This window comes from Burkholderia sp. 22313, from assembly GCF_052045245.1.
Classification (GTDB): Bacteria; Pseudomonadota; Gammaproteobacteria; order Burkholderiales; family Burkholderiaceae; genus Burkholderia.
This window is the reverse complement of record NZ_JBQEON010000029.1, coordinates 57,353-79,471: the sequence shown is the minus strand read 5'-3', so window position 1 is coordinate 79,471 and position 22,119 is coordinate 57,353. Positions and strand designations below refer to the sequence as shown.

At 69.5% G+C, this 22,119-nt stretch carries 20 protein-coding genes; 16 read left to right on the top strand and 4 right to left on the bottom strand.

What is annotated here, in order from left to right; genetic code table 11:
* Nucleotides 1-22: 22 nt before the first annotated feature.
* The 3 genes from ACTJKF_RS22700 to ACTJKF_RS22690 are packed head-to-tail and all read left to right on the top strand — an operon-like array spanning nt 23 to nt 3,152.
* Nucleotides 23-937, top strand: a complete 915-nt coding sequence (locus tag ACTJKF_RS22700) for a glyoxalase (protein WP_440626302.1) — start codon at nt 23-25, stop codon at nt 935-937.
* Nucleotides 934-1,632, top strand: a complete 699-nt coding sequence (locus tag ACTJKF_RS22695; RefSeq protein WP_440626300.1) for a YoaK family protein — start codon at nt 934-936, stop codon at nt 1,630-1,632. The genes ACTJKF_RS22700 and ACTJKF_RS22695 overlap by 4 nt, the downstream gene beginning before the upstream one ends.
* Complete coding sequence (locus tag ACTJKF_RS22690; protein WP_440626299.1) at nt 1,629-3,152, top strand: alginate export family protein; 1,524 nt, start codon at nt 1,629-1,631, stop codon at nt 3,150-3,152. The genes ACTJKF_RS22695 and ACTJKF_RS22690 overlap by 4 nt, the downstream gene beginning before the upstream one ends.
* Nucleotides 3,153-3,265: 113 nt before the next feature.
* On the opposite strand, the gene ACTJKF_RS22685 is transcribed toward ACTJKF_RS22690, so the two are convergent.
* The gene (locus ACTJKF_RS22685; protein WP_440626298.1) at nt 3,266-4,867 is read right to left on the bottom strand and encodes an acid phosphatase; all 1,602 of its coding nucleotides are present in this window, start codon (nt 4,865-4,867) and stop codon (nt 3,266-3,268) included.
* Nucleotides 4,868-5,076: 209 nt separating this feature from the next.
* On the opposite strand from ACTJKF_RS22685, the gene ACTJKF_RS22680 reads away from it, so the two are divergent.
* From ACTJKF_RS22680 to ACTJKF_RS22670, 3 genes are all read left to right on the top strand, one after another.
* Nucleotides 5,077-6,462 carry a cytochrome-c peroxidase gene (locus ACTJKF_RS22680; protein WP_440626296.1) on the top strand — a complete coding sequence of 462 codons (1,386 nt, stop codon included), beginning with the start codon at nt 5,077-5,079 and terminating at the stop codon, nt 6,460-6,462.
* Nucleotides 6,463-6,590: 128 nt separating this feature from the next.
* Nucleotides 6,591-6,977: a hypothetical protein gene (locus ACTJKF_RS22675; protein ID WP_440626294.1), complete on the top strand. Its 387-nt coding sequence runs from the start codon at nt 6,591-6,593 to the stop codon at nt 6,975-6,977.
* Between the two features lie 11 nt (nt 6,978-6,988).
* The gene (locus tag ACTJKF_RS22670) at nt 6,989-7,459 is read left to right on the top strand and encodes an NUDIX hydrolase (RefSeq protein WP_440626344.1); all 471 of its coding nucleotides are present in this window, start codon (nt 6,989-6,991) and stop codon (nt 7,457-7,459) included.
* Nucleotides 7,460-7,585: 126 nt separating this feature from the next.
* On the opposite strand, the gene ACTJKF_RS22665 is transcribed toward ACTJKF_RS22670, so the two are convergent.
* On the bottom strand, nt 7,586-9,295 hold the full coding sequence (locus ACTJKF_RS22665) for a glutamine--tRNA ligase/YqeY domain fusion protein (RefSeq protein WP_440626292.1): 1,710 nt from the start codon (nt 9,293-9,295) through the stop codon (nt 7,586-7,588).
* A gap of 256 nt (nt 9,296-9,551) precedes the next feature.
* On the opposite strand from ACTJKF_RS22665, the gene ACTJKF_RS22660 reads away from it, so the two are divergent.
* Nucleotides 9,552-9,761, top strand: coding sequence for an ornithine acetyltransferase (locus ACTJKF_RS22660; RefSeq protein WP_006497729.1), 210 nt, complete (start codon nt 9,552-9,554; stop codon nt 9,759-9,761).
* Between the two features lie 178 nt (nt 9,762-9,939).
* Nucleotides 9,940-10,488 (top strand): RBBP9/YdeN family alpha/beta hydrolase, encoded by a 549-nt coding sequence (locus ACTJKF_RS22655; protein WP_440626289.1) that lies wholly within the window; start codon nt 9,940-9,942, stop codon nt 10,486-10,488.
* Between the two features lie 128 nt (nt 10,489-10,616).
* Here ACTJKF_RS22655 and ACTJKF_RS22650 read toward each other — a convergent pair whose 3' ends face one another.
* Nucleotides 10,617-11,837 carry a CaiB/BaiF CoA transferase family protein gene (locus tag ACTJKF_RS22650; RefSeq protein ID WP_440626288.1) on the bottom strand — a complete coding sequence of 407 codons (1,221 nt, stop codon included), beginning with the start codon at nt 11,835-11,837 and terminating at the stop codon, nt 10,617-10,619.
* Between the two features lie 239 nt (nt 11,838-12,076).
* Between ACTJKF_RS22650 and alaS the strand changes: the two genes are divergently transcribed.
* On the top strand, nt 12,077-14,701 hold the full coding sequence (alaS, locus tag ACTJKF_RS22645; protein WP_440626286.1) for an alanine--tRNA ligase: 2,625 nt from the start codon (nt 12,077-12,079) through the stop codon (nt 14,699-14,701).
* Nucleotides 14,702-14,852: 151 nt separating this feature from the next.
* Here the strand turns inward: alaS and ACTJKF_RS22640 are convergent, their stop codons facing one another.
* Nucleotides 14,853-15,770, bottom strand: coding sequence for a LysR family transcriptional regulator (locus tag ACTJKF_RS22640; RefSeq protein ID WP_440626284.1), 918 nt, complete (start codon nt 15,768-15,770; stop codon nt 14,853-14,855).
* A 124-nt stretch (nt 15,771-15,894) separates the two neighbouring features.
* Between ACTJKF_RS22640 and ACTJKF_RS22635 the strand changes: the two genes are divergently transcribed.
* The 7 genes from ACTJKF_RS22635 to ACTJKF_RS22605 all read left to right on the top strand — a co-directional run bounded on the left by ACTJKF_RS22635 (nt 15,895) and on the right by ACTJKF_RS22605 (nt 22,017).
* On the top strand, nt 15,895-17,151 hold the full coding sequence (locus ACTJKF_RS22635; protein WP_440626282.1) for a YbfB/YjiJ family MFS transporter: 1,257 nt from the start codon (nt 15,895-15,897) through the stop codon (nt 17,149-17,151).
* Nucleotides 17,152-17,273: 122 nt separating this feature from the next.
* Nucleotides 17,274-17,810, top strand: coding sequence for an NUDIX domain-containing protein (locus ACTJKF_RS22630; RefSeq protein ID WP_440626280.1), 537 nt, complete (start codon nt 17,274-17,276; stop codon nt 17,808-17,810).
* A 139-nt stretch (nt 17,811-17,949) separates the two neighbouring features.
* A complete protein-coding gene (locus ACTJKF_RS22625; RefSeq protein WP_440626278.1) occupies nt 17,950-18,387 on the top strand; it encodes an acyl-CoA thioesterase in 438 nt (145 codons plus the stop codon).
* A gap of 13 nt (nt 18,388-18,400) precedes the next feature.
* Nucleotides 18,401-19,339 carry a branched-chain amino acid ABC transporter permease gene (locus ACTJKF_RS22620; RefSeq protein ID WP_440626276.1) on the top strand — a complete coding sequence of 313 codons (939 nt, stop codon included), beginning with the start codon at nt 18,401-18,403 and terminating at the stop codon, nt 19,337-19,339.
* Nucleotides 19,332-20,570, top strand: coding sequence for a branched-chain amino acid ABC transporter permease (locus ACTJKF_RS22615; RefSeq protein WP_440626274.1), 1,239 nt, complete (start codon nt 19,332-19,334; stop codon nt 20,568-20,570). Before ACTJKF_RS22620 ends, ACTJKF_RS22615 begins: the two co-directional genes overlap by 8 nt.
* Nucleotides 20,567-21,316 carry an ABC transporter ATP-binding protein gene (locus ACTJKF_RS22610; RefSeq protein ID WP_440626272.1) on the top strand — a complete coding sequence of 250 codons (750 nt, stop codon included), beginning with the start codon at nt 20,567-20,569 and terminating at the stop codon, nt 21,314-21,316. The genes ACTJKF_RS22615 and ACTJKF_RS22610 overlap by 4 nt, the downstream gene beginning before the upstream one ends.
* Entirely contained in the window at nt 21,313-22,017 is a 705-nt protein-coding gene (locus ACTJKF_RS22605; RefSeq protein WP_440626270.1) for an ABC transporter ATP-binding protein, read from the top strand. Before ACTJKF_RS22610 ends, ACTJKF_RS22605 begins: the two co-directional genes overlap by 4 nt.
* The last annotated feature ends 102 nt before the right edge of the window (nt 22,018-22,119 follow it).

Genomic DNA, 22,119 nt, shown 5'->3' with positions numbered 1-22,119 from the left:
GCAACAACCAGGAAATCCCGTGATGAAATCCATTCGTTCCGTGCTGCTCGCCGCGATGTTCGCGGGCGGTCTCGCCGCCGCGCCGGTGGCGTTCGCGAAACCGCCGGTGCCGGCGGCGGTGACGCCGACGGTGGCCGTTGGTCCGCAGTACGACACGACGCACGTGTGCGTGGCACCCGACGACTTCGACCGCTTCACCGACAGTGTCGTCGCGACCTTCGGCGGCACCAAGTCGAAGCAGGGCGTGTTCCAGGTCACGCCGACGCCGAGCCAGACGATGTCGCAGCTCGTGCTGACGCCGGTCGGGACGATCTCGGTGTTCGGCTTCAAGACGCCGATCCCGTATCCGTTCTGTTCGGAGCGTACCGGCTATCTCGTGACCGACATGGACGTCGCCGTGAAGTCGGCGCGCGAGCACGGGGCCGACGTGATCGTCGACACGTTCCCCGATCCGATCGGCCGCGACGCGATCGTCGCGTGGACGGGCGGCGTGAAGATGCAGCTCTACTGGCATAACCAGGCGCCGCACTACGACACGTTGCAGACCATCCCCGAGAATCGCGTCTACGTGTCGTCGCAAAGCGTCCGCAAGTTCGTGCACGATTTCGTCAAGTTCTCGAAGGGCAAGGTGGTGTCCGACAACCTGAAGGCGCCGGGCGTCGAAATCGGCCGGCCGAACGACACGTACCGCCGGATCAGGATCGAATCGGGTTTCGGCAAGATGACCGTGCTCGTGACGGATGGCCATCTGCCGTACCCGTTCGGGCGCGAGCTGACGGGCTACGAAGTGCCTGACCTCGCCGCGACGCTGAAGAAGGCCGAAGCCGCGGGCGTGACCGTGCTCGTGCCGCCGTTCGCATCGGACGGCCGCGAGGCGGCGCTCGTGCAGTTCCCGGGCGGCTACGTCGCCGAGATCCACGCGAGCACCGCGCAATGAAGCACGAGGACACCATCCTTGCCGCGGTGGCCGGCTTCGTCGACACGCTGAGCTTCGTCTCGCTGTTCGGATTGTTCACCGCGCACGTGACGGGCAACTTCGTGCTGATCGGCGCGGGCATCGCGGGCTTTGGCGAGGGCGTGGTGCTGAAGCTCAGCGTGTTTCCCGCGTTCGTGTGCGGCGTGGTCGCGAGCAGCCTGATCGCGCGGTCGATGTCCGCGCGGCCCGCCTGGCAGGGCACGCGTGCGCTGCACGCGGTGCAGGCCGTGCTGCTGATCGGCTTTTGCGCGGCCGGCGTGTGGGCCACGCCCGTCACGCAGCCCGACAGCCTGCCGGCGCTCGTGGCCGGCCTCGTCGGCGCGTTCGCGATGGGCGTGCAGAACGCGCATCCGCGCGTGATCCCGCGCGCCGGCGGCGTGCCGAATACGGTGATGACCGGCAACGTGACCCAGGCGGTGCTGGACGCCGTCGACCTGCTGTCGGCCGGCACGGCCGACAGCGTTCGCGCGACCGCACGGACGCGCTTCGGCAAGATGCTGCCGGCGATCATCGCGTTCGCGCTTGGCGCGGCGTGCGGTGCGCTCGGGTTCCGCTACGTCGGGTTCCTCGCGCTGCTCGCGCCGGTTGGCGCGCTCGCGACGCTGGCCCTGTGTGCGGCGCAAACGGCCGGTACAACCACACAGGAGCGCGCATGACCGAGCGGGGACGGAGGAGACACCACAGCCACCCATTCGAGCGGGCCGCGCGCGTGACGATCGCCGCGGGGCTGCTGTTCGCGGGTGCCGACGCGGCGTTTGCGGAAACGGTACCGGCTTCGGCTGCGTCGCCGGCTTCGGCCGCATCGTCGACATCGACAACGACATCGACGCCGACACCCGCGGCCACCACCGCATCGACGTGCACCGCCAAGCGGCCGGCGGTGCTGTTCAACCGCTGGCAGGAAGACTGGTCGGTGCTCGCGAACCCGTGCGTGCCGCGCGCGCCGCTCGACGGGCTGAAATACATTCCGCTCGGCAACGATCCGGCCTCCTATTTGTCGCTCGGCGTGAACCTGCGCGAGCGGCTGGAGACCAACGACGCGCCGCTGTTCGGGATCGGCTCCGGGAAATCGGATACCTACGTGATCCAGCGCATCGAAGTGCATGCCGATGCGCATCTCGGCCAGCACTGGCAGTTCTTCGCGCAACTGGAGGACGCCCGCGCGTTCGGCAAGAACGCGGTGTCGCCGGTCGACAGGAATCCGCTCGATCTCGAGCAGGCGTTCGCGACCTACACTGGCGCGCTCGGCGGCGGCACGTTCAAGTTCCGCGTCGGCCGGCAGGAGATGGCGTTCGACTTGCAGCGCTTCATCGCCGCGCGCGACGGCCCGAACGTGCGGCAGGCGTTCGATGCGGTCTGGGCCGATTACGAATACCAGAAGTGGCGCTTCATCGGCTATGCGACCCAGCCGGTGCAGAACCGCAACGCGTCCGATTTCGACGACGTGTCGAATCGCGATCTCACGTTCAGCGGCGTGCGCTTCGAGCGGCAGTCGGTCGGGCCGGGCGACCTGTCCGGCTACTGGTCGCGCTACAACCGCAGCAACGCACGCTATCTCGGTGCGAGCGGCCGCGAGCGGCGCGACGTGTGGGATGTGCGCTACTCGGGCACGCAGGGCCGCTTCGACTGGGATCTCGAGACGATGCTGCAGACGGGGACGGTGGGCAACGACACGATCCGCGCGTGGGCCGTCGGCTCGATCGTGGGCTACAAGCTCGATGCGCCGTGGTCGCCGCACATCGGGTTGCAGGTCGATGCGGCATCGGGTGACCGGAACCCGGGCGACGGCCGCGTCGGCACCTTCAACCCGCTGTTTCCGAACGGCTATTACTTCACGCTGGCAGGCTATACGAGTTACGCGAACCTGATTCACGTGAAGCCGTCCGTGACGCTGAAGCCGTCGACGAACCTGACGCTGCTCGGCGCGCTGGGCTTCCAGTGGCGCGAGACGACCCGCGACGCCGTCTATCAGCAGCCGAACATACCGGTTCCGGGCACGGCGGGCAAAGGCAGCCTGTGGACGGGCATGTACGTGCAGCTGCGCGCCGACTGGACGATCGCCGCGAACCTGATCGGCTCGGTCGAGGCCGTGCACTTCCAGGTCGGCGACTCGATCCGGCAGGCGGGCGGCCGCAACGCGGACTACGTCGGCGTCGAGATGAAGTACGGCTGGTGATGGCGCCGCGCGGCAACGCGCGCGCGGCATGAAAAAGGGCGGCTCCGCGGAGCCGCCCTTCGTTCGTCAGGGCTGGCGGCGTGGCCGGCCCGTTCGCGGTGATCGCGATGCCGTTACAGGTTCGGCGACAGCGCGAGCGCGTTCGTCAGGTCGCCCATCGGCTGCGCGCCGTTCGCCTTCAGCGCGTCGTCGCGTTGCTGCAGGCCCGCGAGGCGCGGCAGCGAGAAGCGGCGCGTGATGAAGCGCAGGATCGACGCGGTGTCGTACTGCGTGTGGTCGACGAAACCCTTCTTCGCGAACGGCGACACGATCAGCGCCGGAATCCGCGTGCCCGGGCCCCAGCGATCGCCCTTCGGCGGCGACACGTGATCCCAGAAGCCGCCGTTTTCGTCGTACGTGACGACCACGACCATGTTCTTCCACTGCGGGCTGGCCTGCAGGTGCGCGAGCACGTTCGCGATGTGCTGGTCGCCGCTCGCGACGTCCGTGTAGCCGGGGTGTTCGTTCAGGTTGCCCTGCGGCTTGTAGAACGCGACTTGCGGCAGCGTGCCGGCATCGATCGCCTTGATGAACTCGCTGCCGTCGGTGCCGCCGTCGAGCAGGTGCTGCGCGCGGCTCGTGCTGCCCGGTGCCTGGTTCGCGTAGTAGTTGAACGGCTGGTGGTGCGGCTGGAAGTTCGGCGCCGTCATGTTCGGGCCGTAGATCACGTTCGCGGTGCCGCTCTGCGCGGCCTGCAGCGCCTGGTTCCAGGCGCCGCCGTACCACGCCCACGACACGCCGGCCTGGGTCATCAGGTCGCCGATGTTCTGCTGCGTCTGGGCCGGCAGCGTCGTCGCGGCCGACGGATCCGCGAGGTTCGGGTCGCCGCCCGCCGCGGCCTTGTTGCCGCTCGGCTGGTACGGCGGCTGCATCGTGTTGATCGCGAAGAAGTCCGGCGTCAGGTTGCCCGAGTTCACGAACTTCGGCGCGCCGTCGAGCGCGGAGGCCGGCGAGTTGCCCGCGAGCTGCAGCGACTTGCCGTCGGCCGCGACCGCCGAGATCGAACCGGCCGCCGGGCTCTTGTCCGCATTCGCGTAGAACGGTGCGCACGCGCAGATCAGGTACTGGTGGTTCAGGAACGAGCCGCCGAACGCGCCCATGAAGAAGTTGTCGGCGAGCGTGAACTGCTGCGCGATCTTCCACAGCGGCAGCTTCGTCGCGTCGGGCGTGTAGTGGCCCATCACGAGGCCGCCGGAGTCGGCCCACGCGGCGAACATGTCGTTCTTGCCGCCGTTGATCTGCATCTGGTTCTCGTAGAAGCGGTGATACAGGTCGCGCGTCGTCACGCTCATCGACGTGTTGAAACCGTTCGGGTCGTCGATCGCGAACGGCGCGTTCGGCAGGTCGGCCGTCATCGCTTCGGTGACGGCCGGCGTCACGCCCTTCGCGGTCAGGCCGCCCCAGGCCTTCGGCAGCGTCGCGAGCGGCTGGCCGTTGCGGTCCTTCTGCTGCGCGCTCGCTGCCGTCACGTTCTGCAGGCCGTTCGCGCCCGGGAAGTTGCCGTACAGGTTGTCGAAGCTGCGGTTTTCCGCGTAGATCACGACGACGTTCTTCACCGTCGACAGGCCTTGCTGCTGCACGTCGTCGCCGCCGCAGGCGGTGAGGGCGGCCGCCGCGGCAACGGCGATCGGTGTAAAGCGAATCCAGGCGTGGGTCTTCATGCGTTCTACTCTCATCTCTCTCTTGTCGCGTGGGGGACCGGAGCATCCGTCTGCGGCCGGTTCTCGAAGGTGACCGTCGCGTGTCCGGGTGTCAGCATTTTGAGGGCGCGATTTGACAGCAAGGTGTAGGCGTCCTTTCGATTGGCTGTCGGCTTGGCGTCATGGAATGGTCATGCGGCTGACATAAACTCCGGCCGCTCATGAACCTACTTTCCGACGAATCGATGAAGCCTCGCCAACCGGCAGCCGGCGCGTTCGCGCGCTCGTGGCTGCATCTGACCGGCGCGCTCGCGCTGGCCGCAGCGCTTGCAACCCTTGCCGGCTGTGACGGACAGCCCGGTGCCGGCACGCCGGCCGCGCAGGCCGCGGGCACGTCGTCTGCGTCGGGCGCCATGCAACCAGTTGTGTCCGCAACGAATGCCGCGAGCGGCCCGGTGGTCGCCGCGAACCAGCCGCAGACCCGTGCGCAAGTTTACGAAGGCGTGCGCCGGATGACGGCGCTCGGCAAGCAACTTTTCTTCGACCCTACGCTGTCAGGTTCCGGCAAGCTGGCGTGCGCGTCGTGCCACAGCCCCGAGCACGCGTTCGGCCCGCCGAATGCGCTGGCCGTGCAGTTCGGCGGCGACGACATGAAGCGCCCGGGTTTCCGCGCGGTGCCGTCGCTCAAGTATCTGCAGGGCGTGCCGCCATTCACCGAGCATTTCCACGATTCCGACGACGAAGGCGATGAAAGCGTGGACGCGGGCCCGACCGGCGGCCTCACGTGGGACGGCCGTGTCGACACGGGCGCCGAGCAGGCGCGCATTCCGCTCACGTCGCCGTTCGAGATGAACAGCTCGCCGGCGAAGGTCGCACAGGCGGTGAAGGCCGCGCCGTATGCGAACGAATTCCGCGCGGTGTTCGGCGTGCAGGTGCTCGACGACGACGCGGCCGCGTTCAAGGCCGTGTTGCGCGCGCTCGAGACGTTCGAGCAGAGCCCGGCGCTGTTCTCGCCGTATTCGAGCAAGTACGACGCGTACCTCGCCGGCAAGACCCCGCTCACGCCGGCCGAATTGCACGGGCTGCAGCTGTTCAACGACGAGAAGAAGGGCAATTGCGCGAGTTGCCACATCAGCCAGCGCGCGCGCGACGGCACGCCGCCGCAGTTCAGCGATTTCGGCCTGATCGCGATCGCGGTGCCGCGCAACCGCGCGCTGCCGGTCAATCGCGATCCGCGCTTTTACGATCTCGGCGCGTGCGGCCCCGAGCGCACCGACCTGAAGGGCCGCGATGCGTTCTGCGGGCTGTTCCGCACGCCGTCGCTGCGCAACGTCGCGCTGCGCAAGACGTTCTTCCACAATGGCGTGTATCACTCGCTCGAGGACGTGATGCGCTTCTACGTCGAGCGCGACATCCATCCGGAGAAGTTCTATCCGGTCGTGCACGGCAAGGTGCAGGCCTACGACGATTTGCCGAAGCGCTACTGGCCGAACATCAACCGCGAGCCGCCGTTCGACCGCAAGCGCGGCGATGCCCCCGCGCTGAACGCGGCCGAGATCAAGGACGTGATCGCGTTCCTGAACACGCTGACCGACGGATATCAACCGGCGAGCGCGTCGGCGGCCCGCTAGCAGGCGTGGCCTGCGGCACGCATGCTATGCTCGCTCGCTGACGGGCGTGGCGCGTGCCGGATGGCCGGCCTCCGGTTCGCCGGCTCCGCCGCCACGCCGTTCGATCGAACATCCAAGGAGAACAACACATGTCGATGCGTGCATCCCTTTCCCTCGTCACGCGCGTGCTGGCCGGTGCCGCGTGCGCAGCCGCGATGCTGCCCGCCCATGCCCAGAGCAACCTGGGCTTCCTGAACGACACGCCGCTGAGCTACTTCAGCAAGACCGACCGCGCGTCGCTGACCAAGGCCGTCGCGCAAGTGCGCGACGAAGGCAAGGACGGCGAGACCACGACGTGGCAGAGCAGCGGCCGCGGTACGCAGATCGATGCGAAGCTCACGCCGTCGACGTCCGAGAGCGACGGCAAGACCTGCCGCGAGATCGCCACCGAGATCGCCGCGAAGGGCCAGACGCTGACGCTCAAGCCGGTCTTCTGCAAGACCGCCGCGGGCAAATGGCAGCTGCAGAAGCGCTGAGCGCGCGTGCAATGAAGCGCAGCGGGGTGCCGCGCACGGTATCGTGCGGCGTCGTGATTCTCGACGGCGCCGGCCGCGTGTTCCTCGCGCACGCGACCGACACCACGCACTGGGACATCCCGAAGGGGCAGGGCGAGCCCGGCGAGACGCCGGCCGACGCGGCGCTGCGGGAGTTGCGCGAGGAAACCGGCATCGCGTTCGCACCCGCGCGGCTCGTCGATCTCGGCCGCTTCGCGTACCGTCACGACAAGGACCTGCACCTGTTCGCGGTGCGGGTCGCGGACGACGAGATCGATCCCGCGCACTGCACGTGCACGTCGCTGTTCCCGAGCCGTCGCGACGGCTCGCTGATTCCCGAAATGGACGCGTACCGCTGGACCGCGCCCGGCGACGTCGACGCGTATGCGAGCCGCAGTCTCGCGCGGCTGTTTCGCACGACGCTGTCGCTCGCGGATCTGCATCGGCGGTTGACGGGTGAGTGAGCGCGGTCGGCCTGCGCGGCCCGCCTCGATTCCGCCCGTGCAATAAAAAACCGACCCGCCGGGTCGGTTTTTTTTCATCGCGCGGCGGCAGCCTCGCGGCGGCCGCGTCGCACGCGGAGCAGGCCGTCAGGCCGGCTTGCCCCAGCTGTCGCGCAGCCCGACGATCCGGTTGAACACCGGCTTGCCCGGCTTCGAATCGACACGGTCTGCGACGAAGTAGCCGTGACGCTCGAACTGCAGGCGCGTTTCCGGCGCGACGTCGCCGGCGCCCGGTTCGACATAGGCCTGCGTGATCTTCTTCGAGTCCGGGTTCAGCGCCTCGAGGAAGTTCGCGCCGCCCGCGTCCGGGTGCGGCTCCTTGAACAGCCGGTCGTAGATCCGCACTTCGGCCGCCTGCGCATGCTTCGCGCTGACCCAGTGGATGTTGCCCTTGACCTTGTAGGTGTTCGCGCCTTCGGTGCCCGACTTGCTGTCCGGGAAGTAATTGCAGTGCACGGCCGTCACGTTGCCGTCGGCATCCTTGTCGAAGCCCGTGCATTCGATCACGTAGCCGTAGCGCAGGCGCACCTTGTTGCCCGGGAACAGGCGGAAATAACCCTTCGGCGGGTTCTCGACGAAGTCCTCGCGCTCGATCCACAACTCGCGCGAGATCGGGAACGTGCGCACGCCGCGCTCCGGATGATGCGGATGCACGGGGGCCGTGCATGCTTCCTCGAGGTCTTCCGGATAGTTGTCGATCACGAGCTTCAGCGGATCGAGCACGGCGACCGAGCGCGGCGCCTTGTCGTCGAGGTCGTCGCGCAGCGCGCCTTCGAACACGCTCATGTCGATCCACGAATCGACCTTGGTCACGCCGATGCGCTCGCAGAACAGGTGAATGCTCTCCGGCGTGAAGCCGCGGCGGCGGATGCCGACGATCGTCGGCATCCGCGGATCGTCCCAGCCCTCGACGTGGCCTTCGGTCACGAGCTGCAGCAGCTTGCGCTTGCTGGTGATCGCGTACGTGAGGTTCAGGCGCGAGAATTCGATCTGTTGCGGCAGCGGGCGCGTGAACATGCCGGCTTCCGCGAGTTCGTTCAGCACCCAGTCGTACAGCGGGCGGTGATCCTCGAACTCGAGCGTGCACAGCGAGTGCGTGATGCCTTCAAGCGCATCCGAGATGCAGTGCGTGTAGTCGTACATCGGATACACGCACCAGGTGTCGCCGGTGCGGTAGTGATGCGCATAGCGGATCCGGTAGATCACCGGGTCGCGCATGTTCATGTTCGGCGACGCCATGTCGATCTTCGCGCGCAGCACGTGCTCGCCTTCCTTGAACTCGCCGGCCTTCATCCGGCGGAACAGGTCGAGGTTTTCCTCGGGCGAACGCGCGCGGAACGGCGACGCCTTGCCGCCTTCGGTCAGCGAGCCGCGGTTCGCGCGCATTTCATCGGCGCTCTGGCTGTCGACGTAGGCCTTGCCGCGCTGGATCAGCAGCTCGGCGAATTCGTACAGCTTGTCGTAGTAGTCGCTCGCGAAATACTGGTGATCGACCGCGTCCTTGCGCCAGTCGAAGCCGAGCCAGCGCACCGCGTCGACGATCGAGTCGACGTACTCGACGCTTTCCTTTTCCGGGTTCGTGTCGTCGAAGCGCAGGTGGCACACGCCGCCGTAGTCGCGCGCGACGCTGAAGTTCAGGCAGATGCTCTTCGCATGGCCGATGTGCAGATAACCGTTCGGCTCGGGCGGGAAGCGCGTCTCGACGCGGCCGCTCCATTTGCCGGTGCGGTTGTCGTCGTCGATGATGTTGCGGATGAAGTTGGAAGCCGCGGGGGCGTCGTTGCGTTCGGTGCTCATGCGGTTGGCGTCAGGTTGTGTCGTCGGCGCGTCGCGCCGGTTTAATCCTGTAATTCTACCTGACCGGGGTCCGTCCCGCGCGGGTTGCGGCGCGGCGCCGGCCGGTTCGCGATGCGTACCGCAATATCTCGAGTGTGTGTCGGCTGTAACACGACGTAAATCGGATTGCCCGGCGCGTTCGGGTTTTCCTATGATGGCTTTACCGATTCAATGCCGCCACGTGCACTTTTTGCCTGGCGGGAGGAAGCCAACAATCATGATGAAGAAGACGACTTTTCTCGTTCGTACCGCGGTAATCGTCGCGGCCCTGTCGCAACTCGGCGCATGCGCGATGACGCATACGCAGCGTAATGCCGGGATCGGCGCGGCCGCGGGCGGCGCGCTCGGCTACCTGATCACGGGCGGCCCGGTCGGCACGGTGGCCGGCGCGGCGGCAGGCGGCCTGGTCGGCGCCGGCGTGCGCTGATCGAAGCCGGCGCGCCTGAGCGCCGGCCGGCGGTCGTGACGGCATGTGTGCACGTCACGACCCGCTCATCCTCCGCACATCCATTCCGCGATTCATTCGACAGGCAGCCTCAGGGAGGAGCGGGTGTGCGACACTTCGTCGGCGTCACATAACGACATCATGCGTCGACGAATCTTCCATGAGCGACTCTCCCGTTTTCGTGCTGCCGGGCTACGGCAACTCCGGTCCGTTCCACTGGCAAAGCCGCTGGGAGCGCGCCGACGCGCGTTTCGTGCGCATTGCGATGCCCGACTGGGACCGTGCGTTCCGCAACGGCTGGTGTCTCGCGCTCGACCGCGCGGTCGAAGCCGCGCCCGGCCCCGTGACGATCGCCGCGCACAGTCTCGGCACCCTGACCACCGCGTGGTGGGCGACCCGCTACGCGCGGCCGGCCGCGCTGGCGAAGGTGCGCGGCGCGCTGCTGGTCGCGTTGCCCGATCCGGTCGGGCCGGCGTTTCCGGCCGACGCGCATGGCTTCGGGCCGGTGCCGCGCGAACGGCTGCCGTTTCCGACCGGCGTGGTCGCAAGCACCGACGATCCCTATGGCTCGATCGCATTCGCGCGCGGTTGCGCAAACGCGTGGGGCAGTGCATTCCATGACATCGGCCCGCGCGGCCACATCAATGCGGACAGCGGGCTCGGCGACTGGCCGCAGGCGCGCGGCTGGCTCGATGCGCTGGCGCGTTAGCCGTTAGCCGCTCGCCACGAGACCCGCGCGGATCCGCGCGTTCCTGGCGCCGGCGGGCGCGCACGCCGGCGCATGCGACCGCGACGCCCGCGTCCCGTACCGGCCGCCGCGCGCCCGTCCCGACCCGCTCAGATCGCCTGCTTCTCCTTCAGCGCCGCGATGCGCGCAGCGTCGTAGCCGAGCATGTCGCGCAGCACGTCTTCCGTCTGCGCGCCGAGCTGCGGCGGGGCGGTGCGCGCATCGGGCGGCGTCGCGCTCATCCGGATCGGATTGCGCACGAGCTTTACGTCCGCGCCGCACGGATGCGGCAGCGACACCTGCATCCCGCGCGCGACCACCTGCTCGTTGTCGAACACCTCGTCGAGTTCGTTGATCGGCCCGCACGGGACGCCGGCCGCTTCCAGCGCGCCGATCCAGTCGGCCTTGTCGCGTGCCTTCACCATCTCGGCCAGGATCGGCACCAGCGTGTCGCGCTGGCGCACGCGCGCCGGGTTGGTCGCGAACCGTTCGTCGTCAGCCAGCTCGGGCCGGCCGCCGGCCTCGACGAACTTGCGGAACTGCCCGTCGTTGCCGACCGCGACGATGATCCAGCCGTCGCGCGTCTGGAACGTCTGGTACGGCACGATGTTCGGGTGCGCGTTGCCCCAGCGCACCGGCGGCTTGCCGCTCGCGAGGAAGTTGGTGTTCATGTTCGCGAGCAGCGCGACCTGCACGTCGAGCAGCGCCATGTCGATGTACTGGCCTTCGCCCGTGCGGTCGCGGTGCGCGAGCGCGGCGAGCACCGCGATCGTCGAATAGAGGCCCGTCGCGAGATCGGCGATCGCGACGCCGGCCTTCTGCGGGCCGCCGCCCGGCTCGCTGTCGCGCTCGCCGGTGATGCTCATGAAGCCGCCGATCCCCTGGACGATGAAGTCGTAGCCCGCGCGGTGCGCATACGGGCCGGTCTGGCCGAAGCCCGTGACCGAGCAGTAGACGAGATCGGGCTTCACCGCGCGCAGCGAGTCGTAATCGAGCCCGTATTTCTTCAACTGCCCGACCTTGTAGTTCTCGAGCACGACGTCGCTCTGCGCGGCCAGCTCGCGCACGATCTGCTGGCCTTCGGGCGTCGCGATATCGATCGTCACCGAGCGCTTGTTGCGGTTCGCCGCGAGGTAGTACGCGGCCTCGGCCGTATCGGCGCCGGCCGCGTCCTTCAGGTACGGCGGCCCCCAGTGGCGCGTGTCGTCGCCGGCGCCGGGGCGCTCGACCTTGATCACGTCCGCGCCGAAGTCGGCAAGCGTCTGCGCGCACCACGGGCCCGCGAGCACGCGGGTCAGGTCCAGCACGCGGATATGGCTCAGGGCACCCATCGTCGAATCGTCTCCTTTCATGGCTCGCCGCGCCGGGGCAAGGCGAATTGGCATGCCGAGCATCTTAAGGCGAATCGGCCGCGCGAGTGGCCCAGGCCGGTCGTCCGGCGCGGCGGGCCGCTGCGGTCTGGGCCGACGATCTGTATCGTATAATCGACCGTTTACGATATTTGCCCGCCGTGCGTCCGCGAGGACGGCCGGCGTTTGAAGCCGTCTCAGCCAGACATTCCCCGCACGCCATGAAAGCTGCCGAAATCCGCGAGAAATTCCTCAAATTCTTCGAATCGAAGGGCCACACGATCGTCCGCTCGTCGAGCCTCGTGCCCGGTAACGACCCCACGCTGATGTTCACGAACTCGGGCATGGTCCAGTTCAAGGACGTGTTCCTCGGCACGGACCCGCGTCCGTACACGCGCGCCACGACGGCGCAGCGCAGCGTGCGCGCGGGCGGCAAGCACAACGACCTCGAGAACGTCGGCTACACGGCGCGTCACCACACGTTCTTCGAGATGCTCGGCAACTTCTCGTTCGGCGACTACTTCAAGCACGACGCGATCCGCTTCGCGTGGGAGCTGCTGACCACGGTCTACCAGCTGCCGAAGGACAAGCTGTGGGTCACCGTCTACCAGGAAGACGACGAAGCGTACGACATCTGGGCGAAGGAAGTCGGCGTGCCGACCGAGCGGATCATCCGGATCGGCGACAACAAGGGCGCGCGCTACGCGTCGGACAACTTCTGGACGATGGGCGACACCGGCCCGTGCGGCCCGTGTACCGAAATCTTCTACGACCACGGCCCGGACGTGTGGGGTGGCCCGCCGGGGTCGCCTGAAGAAGACGGCGATCGCTACATCGAGATCTGGAACCTCGTGTTCATGCAGTTCAACCGCGACGCGCAGGGCAACATGACGCGCCTGCCGAAGCAGTCGGTCGATACCGGGATGGGTCTCGAGCGTCTCGCCGCGGTGCTGCAGCACGTGCACAGCAACTACGAGATCGACCTGTTCCAGAACCTGATCAAGGCCGCCGCGCGCGTGACCGAGATCAGCGACCTCACGAACAACTCGCTGAAGGTGATCGCCGATCACATCCGCGCATGCGCGTTCCTGATCGTCGACGGCGTGATCCCCGGCAACGAAGGCCGCGGCTACGTGCTGCGCCGCATCGTGCGCCGCGCGATCCGCCACGGCTACAAGCTCGGCCGCAAGGGCGCGTTCTTCCACAAGCTGGTGGCCGACCTCGTCGCCGAGATGGGCGCAGCCTATCCGGAGCTGAAGGAAGCCGAGCAGCGCGTGACCGATGTGCTGCGTCAGGAAGAAGAGCGCTTCTTCGAGACGATCGAGCACGGGATGTCGATCCTCGAAGCGGCACTCGCCGACGTCGACGCGAAGGGCGGCAAGGTGCTCGACGGCGAACTCGCGTTCAAGCTGCACGACACCTACGGCTTCCCGCTGGATCTGACGGCCGACGTGTGCCGCGAGCGCGGGATGACGGTCGACGAACCGGCATTCGACGATGCGATGGCGCGCCAGCGCGAGCAGGCGCGCGCGGCCGGCAAGTTCAAGGCCGCGCAGGGCCTCGAATACTCGGGCGCGAAGACCACGTTCCACGGCTATGAAGAAATCGCGTTCGACGATGCGAAGGTCGTCGCGCTGTACGTCGACGGCGCATCGGTCAACGAAGTGAAGCACGGCCAGGATGCGGTCGTCGTGCTCGACCACACGCCGTTCTACGCGGAATCGGGCGGCCAGGTCGGTGACCAGGGCGTGCTCGCGAACGCCGCGACGCGCTTCGCGGTGGCCGACACGCTGAAGGTGCAGGCCGACGTGATCGGCCATCACGGCACGCTTGAACAAGGCACGCTGAAGGTCGGCGACGTGCTGCGCGCGGAAATCGACGCGCACCGCCGCGCCCGCACGCAGCGCAACCACTCGGCCACCCACCTGATGCACAAGGCGCTGCGTGAAGTGCTCGGCGCACACGTGCAGCAGAAGGGTTCGCTCGTCGACGCGGAGAAGACCCGCTTCGACTTCGCGCACAACGCGCCGATGACCGACGACGAAATCCGTCGCGTCGAGCAGATCGTCAACAACGAGATTCTGGCCAACGCGCCGGGCATCGTGCGCGTGCTGCCGTACGACGAAGCGGTGAAGGGCGGCGCGATGGCGCTGTTCGGCGAGAAGTATGGCGATGAAGTCCGCGTGCTCGATCTCGGCTTCTCGCGCGAACTGTGCGGCGGCACGCACGTGCACCGCACCGGTGACATCGGCTTGTTCAAGATCGTCGTCGAAGGCGGCGTCGCGGCCGGCATCCGCCGGGTCGAGGCGATCACCGGCGACAACGCGGTGCGCTACGTGCAAGCGCTCGACGCGCGCGTGAACGAAGCGGCAGCCGCGCTGAAGGCGCAGCCGTCGGAGCTCACGCAGCGTATCGCGCAGGTGCAGGACCAGGTGAAGTCGCTCGAGAAGGAACTGGGCGCGCTGAAGTCGAAGCTGGCGTCGAGCCAGGGCGACGAGCTCGCGCAGCAGGCCGTCGAGATCGCCGGCGTGTACGTGCTGGCCGCGACGCTCGACGGCGCGGACGCGAAGACGCTGCGCGAAACGGTCGACAAGCTGAAGGACAAGCTGAAGAGCGCGGCGATCGTGCTGGCGGCCGTCGAAGGCGGCAAGGTCAGCCTGATCGCGGGCGTCACGCCGGACGCGAGCAAGAAGGTCAAGGCCGGCGAGCTCGTGAACTTCGTCGCGCAGCAAGTCGGCGGCAAGGGCGGCGGCCGTCCGGACATGGCGCAGGCAGGCGGCACGGAGCCGGCGAACCTGCCGGGCGCGCTGGCAGGCGTCAAGGGCTGGGTCGAAGCGCGTCTTTGATCGTCACGGTTGACGCGATGCGGTTGCACCGACCGTATCGCCTCGCATCCAACAACGACCCGATCGGCAGGTGTGCCGGTCGGGTCGTTTTGTTTTCGCCGGTGCGAAGGAGGAACGGCTGCCGGCGGCCGCCCGAGCCGCCGATCCGGATTCAGGCCGACACCGGCACCGCCGCGGCCTTCGCCGCATCGCCCGGTTCCCGCGCGGCCTCGCCGAGCGCATCGCGCAACGCGGCGAGCGCCGCCGACGCGTAACCGTGCCGCCACGCGAGCAGCGTGTCGATCCCGTCGAGCTCTGCGATCGTGTGGGCCGTGACGTTGCCGGTCTCGGGCTGCAGCTCGAGCACCGAACGCGGCGCGACCGCGATGCCCGCGCCGGCCGCGACGCACGCGACGATCGCGTGATACGAGCCGAGTTCCAGCACGCGCGCGGGTTTCATCCCGTGCGCCGCATACCATTGCTCGACGTACTTCCGGTACGTGCAGCCGCGCTCGAACGCGATCAGCGTCGGCAGGATCACGTCGCGCGGCGTGCGCACCGGCGGATGGCCGCGCGGCGTCAGCAGCACCAGTTCCTCGCGGAAGACCGGCACCGTTTCGAACGTGTCGGGCAGCGTGTCCGGCGCGGGCGGGCGCGCGAACAGCGCCGCGTCGATCTCGAAGTCGCGCACCTTGTCGATCAGCCAGCCGGTCGTGCCGGTCACGAGTTCCAGCGACACGTCGGGCCACGCATGGTGATAGCGCGCGAGCACGGTCGGCAGCCGGCTCGCGGCCGTGCTCTCCATCGTGCCGAGCCGCAGCCGCCCGCGCGGGGTGTCCTCGCGCACCGCGTCGCGCGCCTCGTCGGCGAGCGCGAGCAGCCGCTCCGCGTACGGCAGCAGCGTATGCCCGGCCGGCGTGAGCACGAGCCGGCGCCCGTCACGCACGAACAGCGCCGCGCCGAGTTCCTCCTCGAGCTGCTTGATGCGCGTCGTCACGTTCGACTGCACGCGATTGAGCTTCGCCGCCGCGCGCGTCACGCCGTTCTCGCGCACGACCGCCCGGAAAATCGCCAGCGCCGCCAGATCCATGATTCTCTCCATGCGATGGATGGATTCTCAATTATTCATTTTTCGAGAATGTTTGGTCAAGCTACGATACCGACATTCCGATTTCCGTTCCGGCCGGCGCGCACCGCGCGCGGCCCATGCCGCCATGTCCCGTTCCGATGCCCCCAGCGCCGCCGCCGATGCGCACCTGTCCGCCGATGACGGCGACCGCCGTGCCCGCGCGGCCGCGCTCGCCTGCATGATCGGGCTCGCGGTCGCGCTCGGCGTCGGCCGCTTCGCGTTTACGCCGCTGCTGCCGCTGATGCTCGGCGACGGCTCGATCGGCCTGAAGGCCGGCAGCTGGCTCGCGTCGGCGAACTACGCGGGCTATTTCGTCGGCGCGGTCAGCTGTGCGGCGCTGCGGGTCGCGCCCGCGCGGATGGTGCGCTTCGGGCTGGCCGCCACCGTGTTGCTGACCGCTGCGATGGGCGTCGGCCATCTGCTGTCCGTGTGGCTCGTGGTGCGGTTCGTCGCGGGCGTCGTCAGTGCCTGGACCTTCGTGTTCGTGTCGCAATGGGGGCTGCGGCGGCTCACCGAACTGCACGCGCCCGAGTGGAGCGGGGTGATTTACGCGGGGCCGGGTGTCGGCATCGTGCTGACGGGGCTGATCGGCAGCGCGCTGGCCGGCCATCGCGCGGCGCCCGGCTGGCTCGGGTTTGCGGCGTTGTCGGCGGTGCTGTCGGTCGCGATCTGGCGCACGTTCGGTTCCGTGCCGGCGCCGGCAGTCGCGTCGCCGGCCGCGCCCGCCCGGCATGCGGCGTCGTCCGCCGCGCCGCCCGACGCGCGGCGCCGTCGGGCCGACGCTGCGTGGCTCGTCGTGCTGTACGGGATGCCGGGTTTCGGCTACATCATCACCGCGACGTTCCTGCCAGTGATCGCGCGTGCCGCGCTGCCGGCCGGCTCGCCGTGGCCGGACCTGTTCTGGCCGATGTTCGGCGCGGCGCTGATCGTCGGCGCGATCGCGGCCTCGCGGCTGCCCGGCCACTGGGACAACCGGCGGCTGCTCGCCGCCGGCTGCGCGACGCAGGCGCTCGGCATCGCGGCGGGGATCGTGTGGCCGAACGCGGCCGGCTTCTCGGCCGGCAGCGCGCTGCTCGGCCTGCCGTTCACCGCGATCACGCTGTTTGCGATGCGCGAGGCGCGGCGCCTGCACGGCGATCGCGCGGCCGGGCTGATGGGCTATGCGACCGCGTCGTACGGGGTCGGGCAGATTCTCGGCCCGCTCGTCGCGGCGCCGCTGACCGCGCGCTTCGGGTCGTTCTCGCCGGCGCTGTGGGTCGCGGCGGGCGCGTTGCTCGCCGGTGCCGCCGGCTTCGCGGCGACCGCGGCACGCGGGCGCACGCCACCCCGCGCGCAACCCTGACATCATCGGGGCCGGATCGTCTGCGGCGCGGGCAAACTCGCTAGAATGAAGCCTTTCCCGCGCCGAGCGGGCGCGCGACGCGGCGGCCGGCTGCGTGCCGGGCGCTCGCCAGATCCCCATCGATGACCACCGCCGACTATCGTTTTTGCCCGCGCTGCGCGCGTCCGCTGACCGAGCGCGCCGATCCCGAACACGAGGGCGGCCGCGTGCGCCAGGCCTGCCCGGACGACGTGTGCGGCTACGTGCACTGGAACAACCCGCTGCCGGTGGTCGCCGCGATCGTCGAGCTCGACGGCAAGATCCTGCTCGCGCGCAACGCGGCCTGGCCGGAGGGGATGTTCGCGCTGATCACCGGCTTCCTCGAGAACGGCGAGACGCCCGAGGACGGCATCGCGCGCGAGGTGTTCGAGGAAACCGCGCTGAAGGCCGAGCAGGTCACGCTCGTCGGCGTCTATGAATTCATGCGCAAGAACGAGCTGATCATCGCGTACCACGTGCGCGCATCGGGCACCGTCGTGCTGTCGCCGGAGCTGCTCGAATACCGGCTCGTCGATCCGCCGCTGCTGCGCCCGTGGCGCGCCGGCACCGGCTACGCGCTGGCCGACTGGATGCGCGCGCGCGGCCTCGATTTCGAATTCGTCGATCGAGCGGGGCAGTGACGGGCCGCGCCGCTTCCGCCATGTCGTCCGCTGCGCCGCGCCCGAGCGCGACGCGACCGGCCACCGTGTGCCGGCCTGCCGTCCCGCACGGCGGCCCCGCGCCGTCCCCATCGTTCCGACCGTCCTGAGCACCATCGCCATGTCCGACAAGCCGCAGCCGCGTCCGCGCGACGCCTATCGCCACTTCCTGCCGATCACGACCCGCTGGATGGACAACGACGTCTACGGGCACGTGAACAACGTCGTCTACTACAGCTACTTCGACACCGTCGTGAACGCGTACCTGATCCGCGCGGGCGTGCTCGACGTCGAGCACGGGCAGACGATCGGGCTCGTGGTCGAGACGCAGTGCAACTACTTCGCGCCGCTCGTGTTTCCGCAGTCGGTCGATGCCGGGCTGCGCGTCGCGACGCTCGGCACGTCGAGCGTGCGCTACGAGATCGGCCTGTTCGCGGCCGGGGAAGCCGCGCCGGCCGCGCAGGGGCACTTCGTGCACGTGTACGTCGATCGCGGCACGCGCCGCCCGGTCGCGCTGCCGGACGCGCTGCGCGCGGCGCTCGAACCGCTCGCCGGCTGACGGGCGCGCGGCGGTGCACGCGTTCGCGCTCCAGGCGTTCAACGGCCTCAGCTACGGGTTGCTGCTGTTCATGCTGTCGGCCGGCCTCACGCTGATCTTCAGCGTGCAGGGCGTGCTCAACTTCGCGCATGCGAGTTTCTACATGCTCGGCGCGTACGTCGGCTACAGCATTGCAGCCCGCGCCGGGTTCTGGGCCGCGCTCGTGCTCGCGCCGCTCGCGGTCGGGCTGCTCGGTGCCGGCTGCGAGCGCTGGCTGCTGCGCCGCGTGCAGGCGCGCGGCGGCCACACGAGCGAACTGCTGTTGACCTTCGGCCTTGCGTACCTGATCGGCGAGGGCGCGAAACTCCTGTGGGGCCTCGCGCCGCTGCCGGCACCGATGCCGCCGCTGTTCGACGGCGCGCCCGTGACCGTGTTCGGCCTCGCGCTGCCGCGCTATCGCCTGTTCATGATGGCGATGTCCACGGCGATGCTGGTCGCGCTCGGCGCGCTGCTGCGGGTGTCGCGCATCGGGCTCGTCGTGCGTGCCGCGCTCACGCATCGCGCGGCCGTCGAGGCGCTCGGCTACGACGTGCCGCGCATGATGACGGGCCTGTTCGGCGCGGGCACCGCGCTCGCGGCGCTGGCCGGCGTGATCGGCGCGCCGCTCGCGGTGATCGAGCCGGCGCTGGCCGAGACGGTCGGGTCGGTGGTGTTCGCGGTCGTCGTGATCGGCGGGCTCGGTTCGCTCGGCGGCGCGTTCGTCGCGTCGCTCGCGGTCGGCTTCGCACAGACCTTCGCGGCCGCCAGCGACACGTCGCTGCACGACATCGTGCAATGGGCCGGCATCGCGCTGCCCGACAGCGTTGCGGCCGTGTCGATCGCGCAGCTCGCCCCGCTGGTTCCGTACCTGCTGCTCGTCGCGGTGCTGGTCGTTCGTCCGCGCGGGCTGTTCGGCGAGCGTGTCGATGGATAACCGCGCACCGGCCGGCTGGCTGACCGGCGCGCTGCGCTGGGGGCTGTTCGCCGCGTGCCTGGCGTTGCCCGCGTGGCTGTGGCCGCATGGCGCGGTGCTCGGCTATCTCGCGCAGACGGCCGCGCTCGTCGTGCTCGCGCTGTCGTACAACCTCCAGCTCGGCACGACCGGGCTGCTGTCGTTCGGCCATGCCGCGTTCGCGGGCCTCGGCGCGTTCGCCGCCGCGCACTGGTTCAATCGCGTCGGCGGTCCGTTGCCGCTGTTGCCGCTCGTCGGCGGCGCGGCCGGCGCGGGCTTCGGGTGCGTCGCCGGCCTGCTCGCGACCCGTCGTGCGGGCACCGTGTTCGCGATGATCACGCTGGGTCTCGGCGAGTGCGTCGCGGCGGCCGCGTGGAGCGTGCCCGCATGGTTCGGCGGTCTCGGCGGCGTGCCGATCGACCGCGCGAGCGGCACGCCATGGGGCGCCTGGCAGTTCGGTGCGCAGACCCAGGCTTACACGGTGATCGCCGCATGGTGCATCGTGTCGGCGCTCGCGATGCACGCGCTGACGCGCACGCCGCTCGCGCGGCTCGCGAACGCGGTGCGCGACAACCCCGCGCGCGTTGCCGCGCTGGGCACCGAGCCGCGCCGCGTGCGGCTCGCAATGGTCACCTGCGCGTCGTTCTTCGCGGGCATCGCCGGCACGCTGACGCTGATCGACGTCGAGATCGCGACGCCCGACAGCGTGTCGATGGCGCGTTCGGCGACCGTGCTGATCGCCGCGGTGATCGGCGGCACCGGCACGTTCTTCGGGCCGGCGGCCGGTGCGGTGGTGCTGACCGCGCTGAGCGTGATCGTCGCGGGCGTGTCGCGTGCCTGGGCGCTGTATCTCGGCGTGCTGTTCGTGGCGGTCGTGGTCGCCGCGCCGCGCGGGATCGCGGGCATCGTACCGGCGCTCGCGCACGCGTTGCGCCGCGACGCGCCGGCCGCCGAGCGCTGGCGCATGCTGTGCGGCGTCGGCGCGTGCGTGTTCTGGGGCGTCGCGATCGTCTGCGCGGCCGAGCTCGGCTATGCGTGGCGTTTCGCGCAGGACGATGGCGCGGGGATCGCGTTCGGCGCGTGGGGCATCGACGCCGATGCGCCGGCCGGCTGGGCCGTCGCGTGCTCGGCGGCCGGCATCGGCACGCTGCTGTGGGGCTGGCGCGCGCGGTTGATGAACCACGGGCACGGCAAGCGGGAGGACGGGCGATGAACGGCAACGCGATCGCGCTCCACGGGATCGTGCAGCGCTTCGGTGCGCAAACGGTGCTCGACGGTATCGACCTGAGCGTATCGGCCGGCGAGCGCCATGCGCTGATCGGACCGAACGGCGCGGGCAAGTCGACGCTGTTCGGCGTGATTGCCGGCGCGACGCGGCCGACGCGCGGACGCGTCGTGCTGCACGGCGTCGAGTTGCGCGGGCGCGGGCCGGTCGTCGCGAGCCGGCTCGGTATCGGCCGCAGTTTCCAGCAGACCAGCGCGTTCGCGCGGCTGAGCGTATTCGACAACCTGCGCTGCGCGGCGTTGCACGCGCCGGACGAGCGGCGCCGCTGGTGGAACCGGCTGCGCGAGTCGGCGTCGGTCGATCGCGTGGCCGCCCGCGTGCTGCACGACATCGGCCTCGACCCGCGGCGCGATGCGCCGGCCGGCGAGCTCGGCTATGCGGAACAGCGCGCGCTCGATCTCGGCATCGCGCTCGCGAGCGGCGCCCGCACGCTGTTGCTCGACGAACCGACGGCCGGCATGAACCGCGACCAGGCGGCGCGGATGATCGCGCTGATGCGCGCGACGACGCAGGGCCGCACGGTGCTGATGATCGAGCACGACATGGATGCGGTGTTCGGCTTCGCCGAGCGCATCACGGTGCTCGTGCGCGGCACGGTGGTCGCGACCGGTACGCCCGACGCGATCCGCGCCGATCCTGCCGTGCGCGCCGCCTATCTGGGCGAGGGCGCATGAGCGTGCTGCTCGACATTCGCGGACTGCGCGCGTGGTACGGGATGCAGCCCGTGCTCGACGGCGTCGAGCTCATACTCGCGCCGGGCGAGACGCTCGCGCTGCTCGGCCGCAATGGCTCGGGCCGCTCGACGCTCGCGAAGGCCGTGATGGGGCTCGTGCGTACCGCGGGCTCGGTGCGCATCGCCGGAATCGAATGCGCGGGCGCCCGCACGTTCGAGATCGCGCGGCGCGGCGTGGCCTACGTCGCCGAAAGCCGCGACGTGTTTCCGCTGCTGAGCGTGCGCGACAACCTGCGGCTCGGGCTGCGCGGGGCACGCGGCGAGGCCGAACGCACCGCGCTCAATCGGTTGTTCGCCCGCTTTCCGCTGCTGGCCGCGCGCGCGGACGTGAAGGCCGGGCGGCTGTCCGGCGGCGAACAGCAGGTGCTCGCGCTGGTGCGCGCGCTCGCGAGCCGCCCGCGCGTGCTGATCGTCGACGAACCGGCCGAAGGGCTTGCGCCGCTGGCGGTCGACGAGGTCGCCGCGTGTCTCGCCGCGCTGCGGGCCGACGGCGTCGCGATCCTGCTGATCGAACAGCGGCTGCAGCTCGCGCCGCGGCTTGCGCAGCGCGTCGCGGTCATGGGCCGGGGGCGGATCGTCTACGACGGCGCGCTCGACGCGCTCGGCGGCGACGTCGTCAGTGCGTGGTTGAGTGCCGCCTGACCTCGCACCGGCCGATGGTTCGGCAAACCCCGCCAGTCGATTCTCATCGAGCCGATGTCGGCTGAACGAGCAGCAAGGCGCGCACCGCTACGCGATCATCGC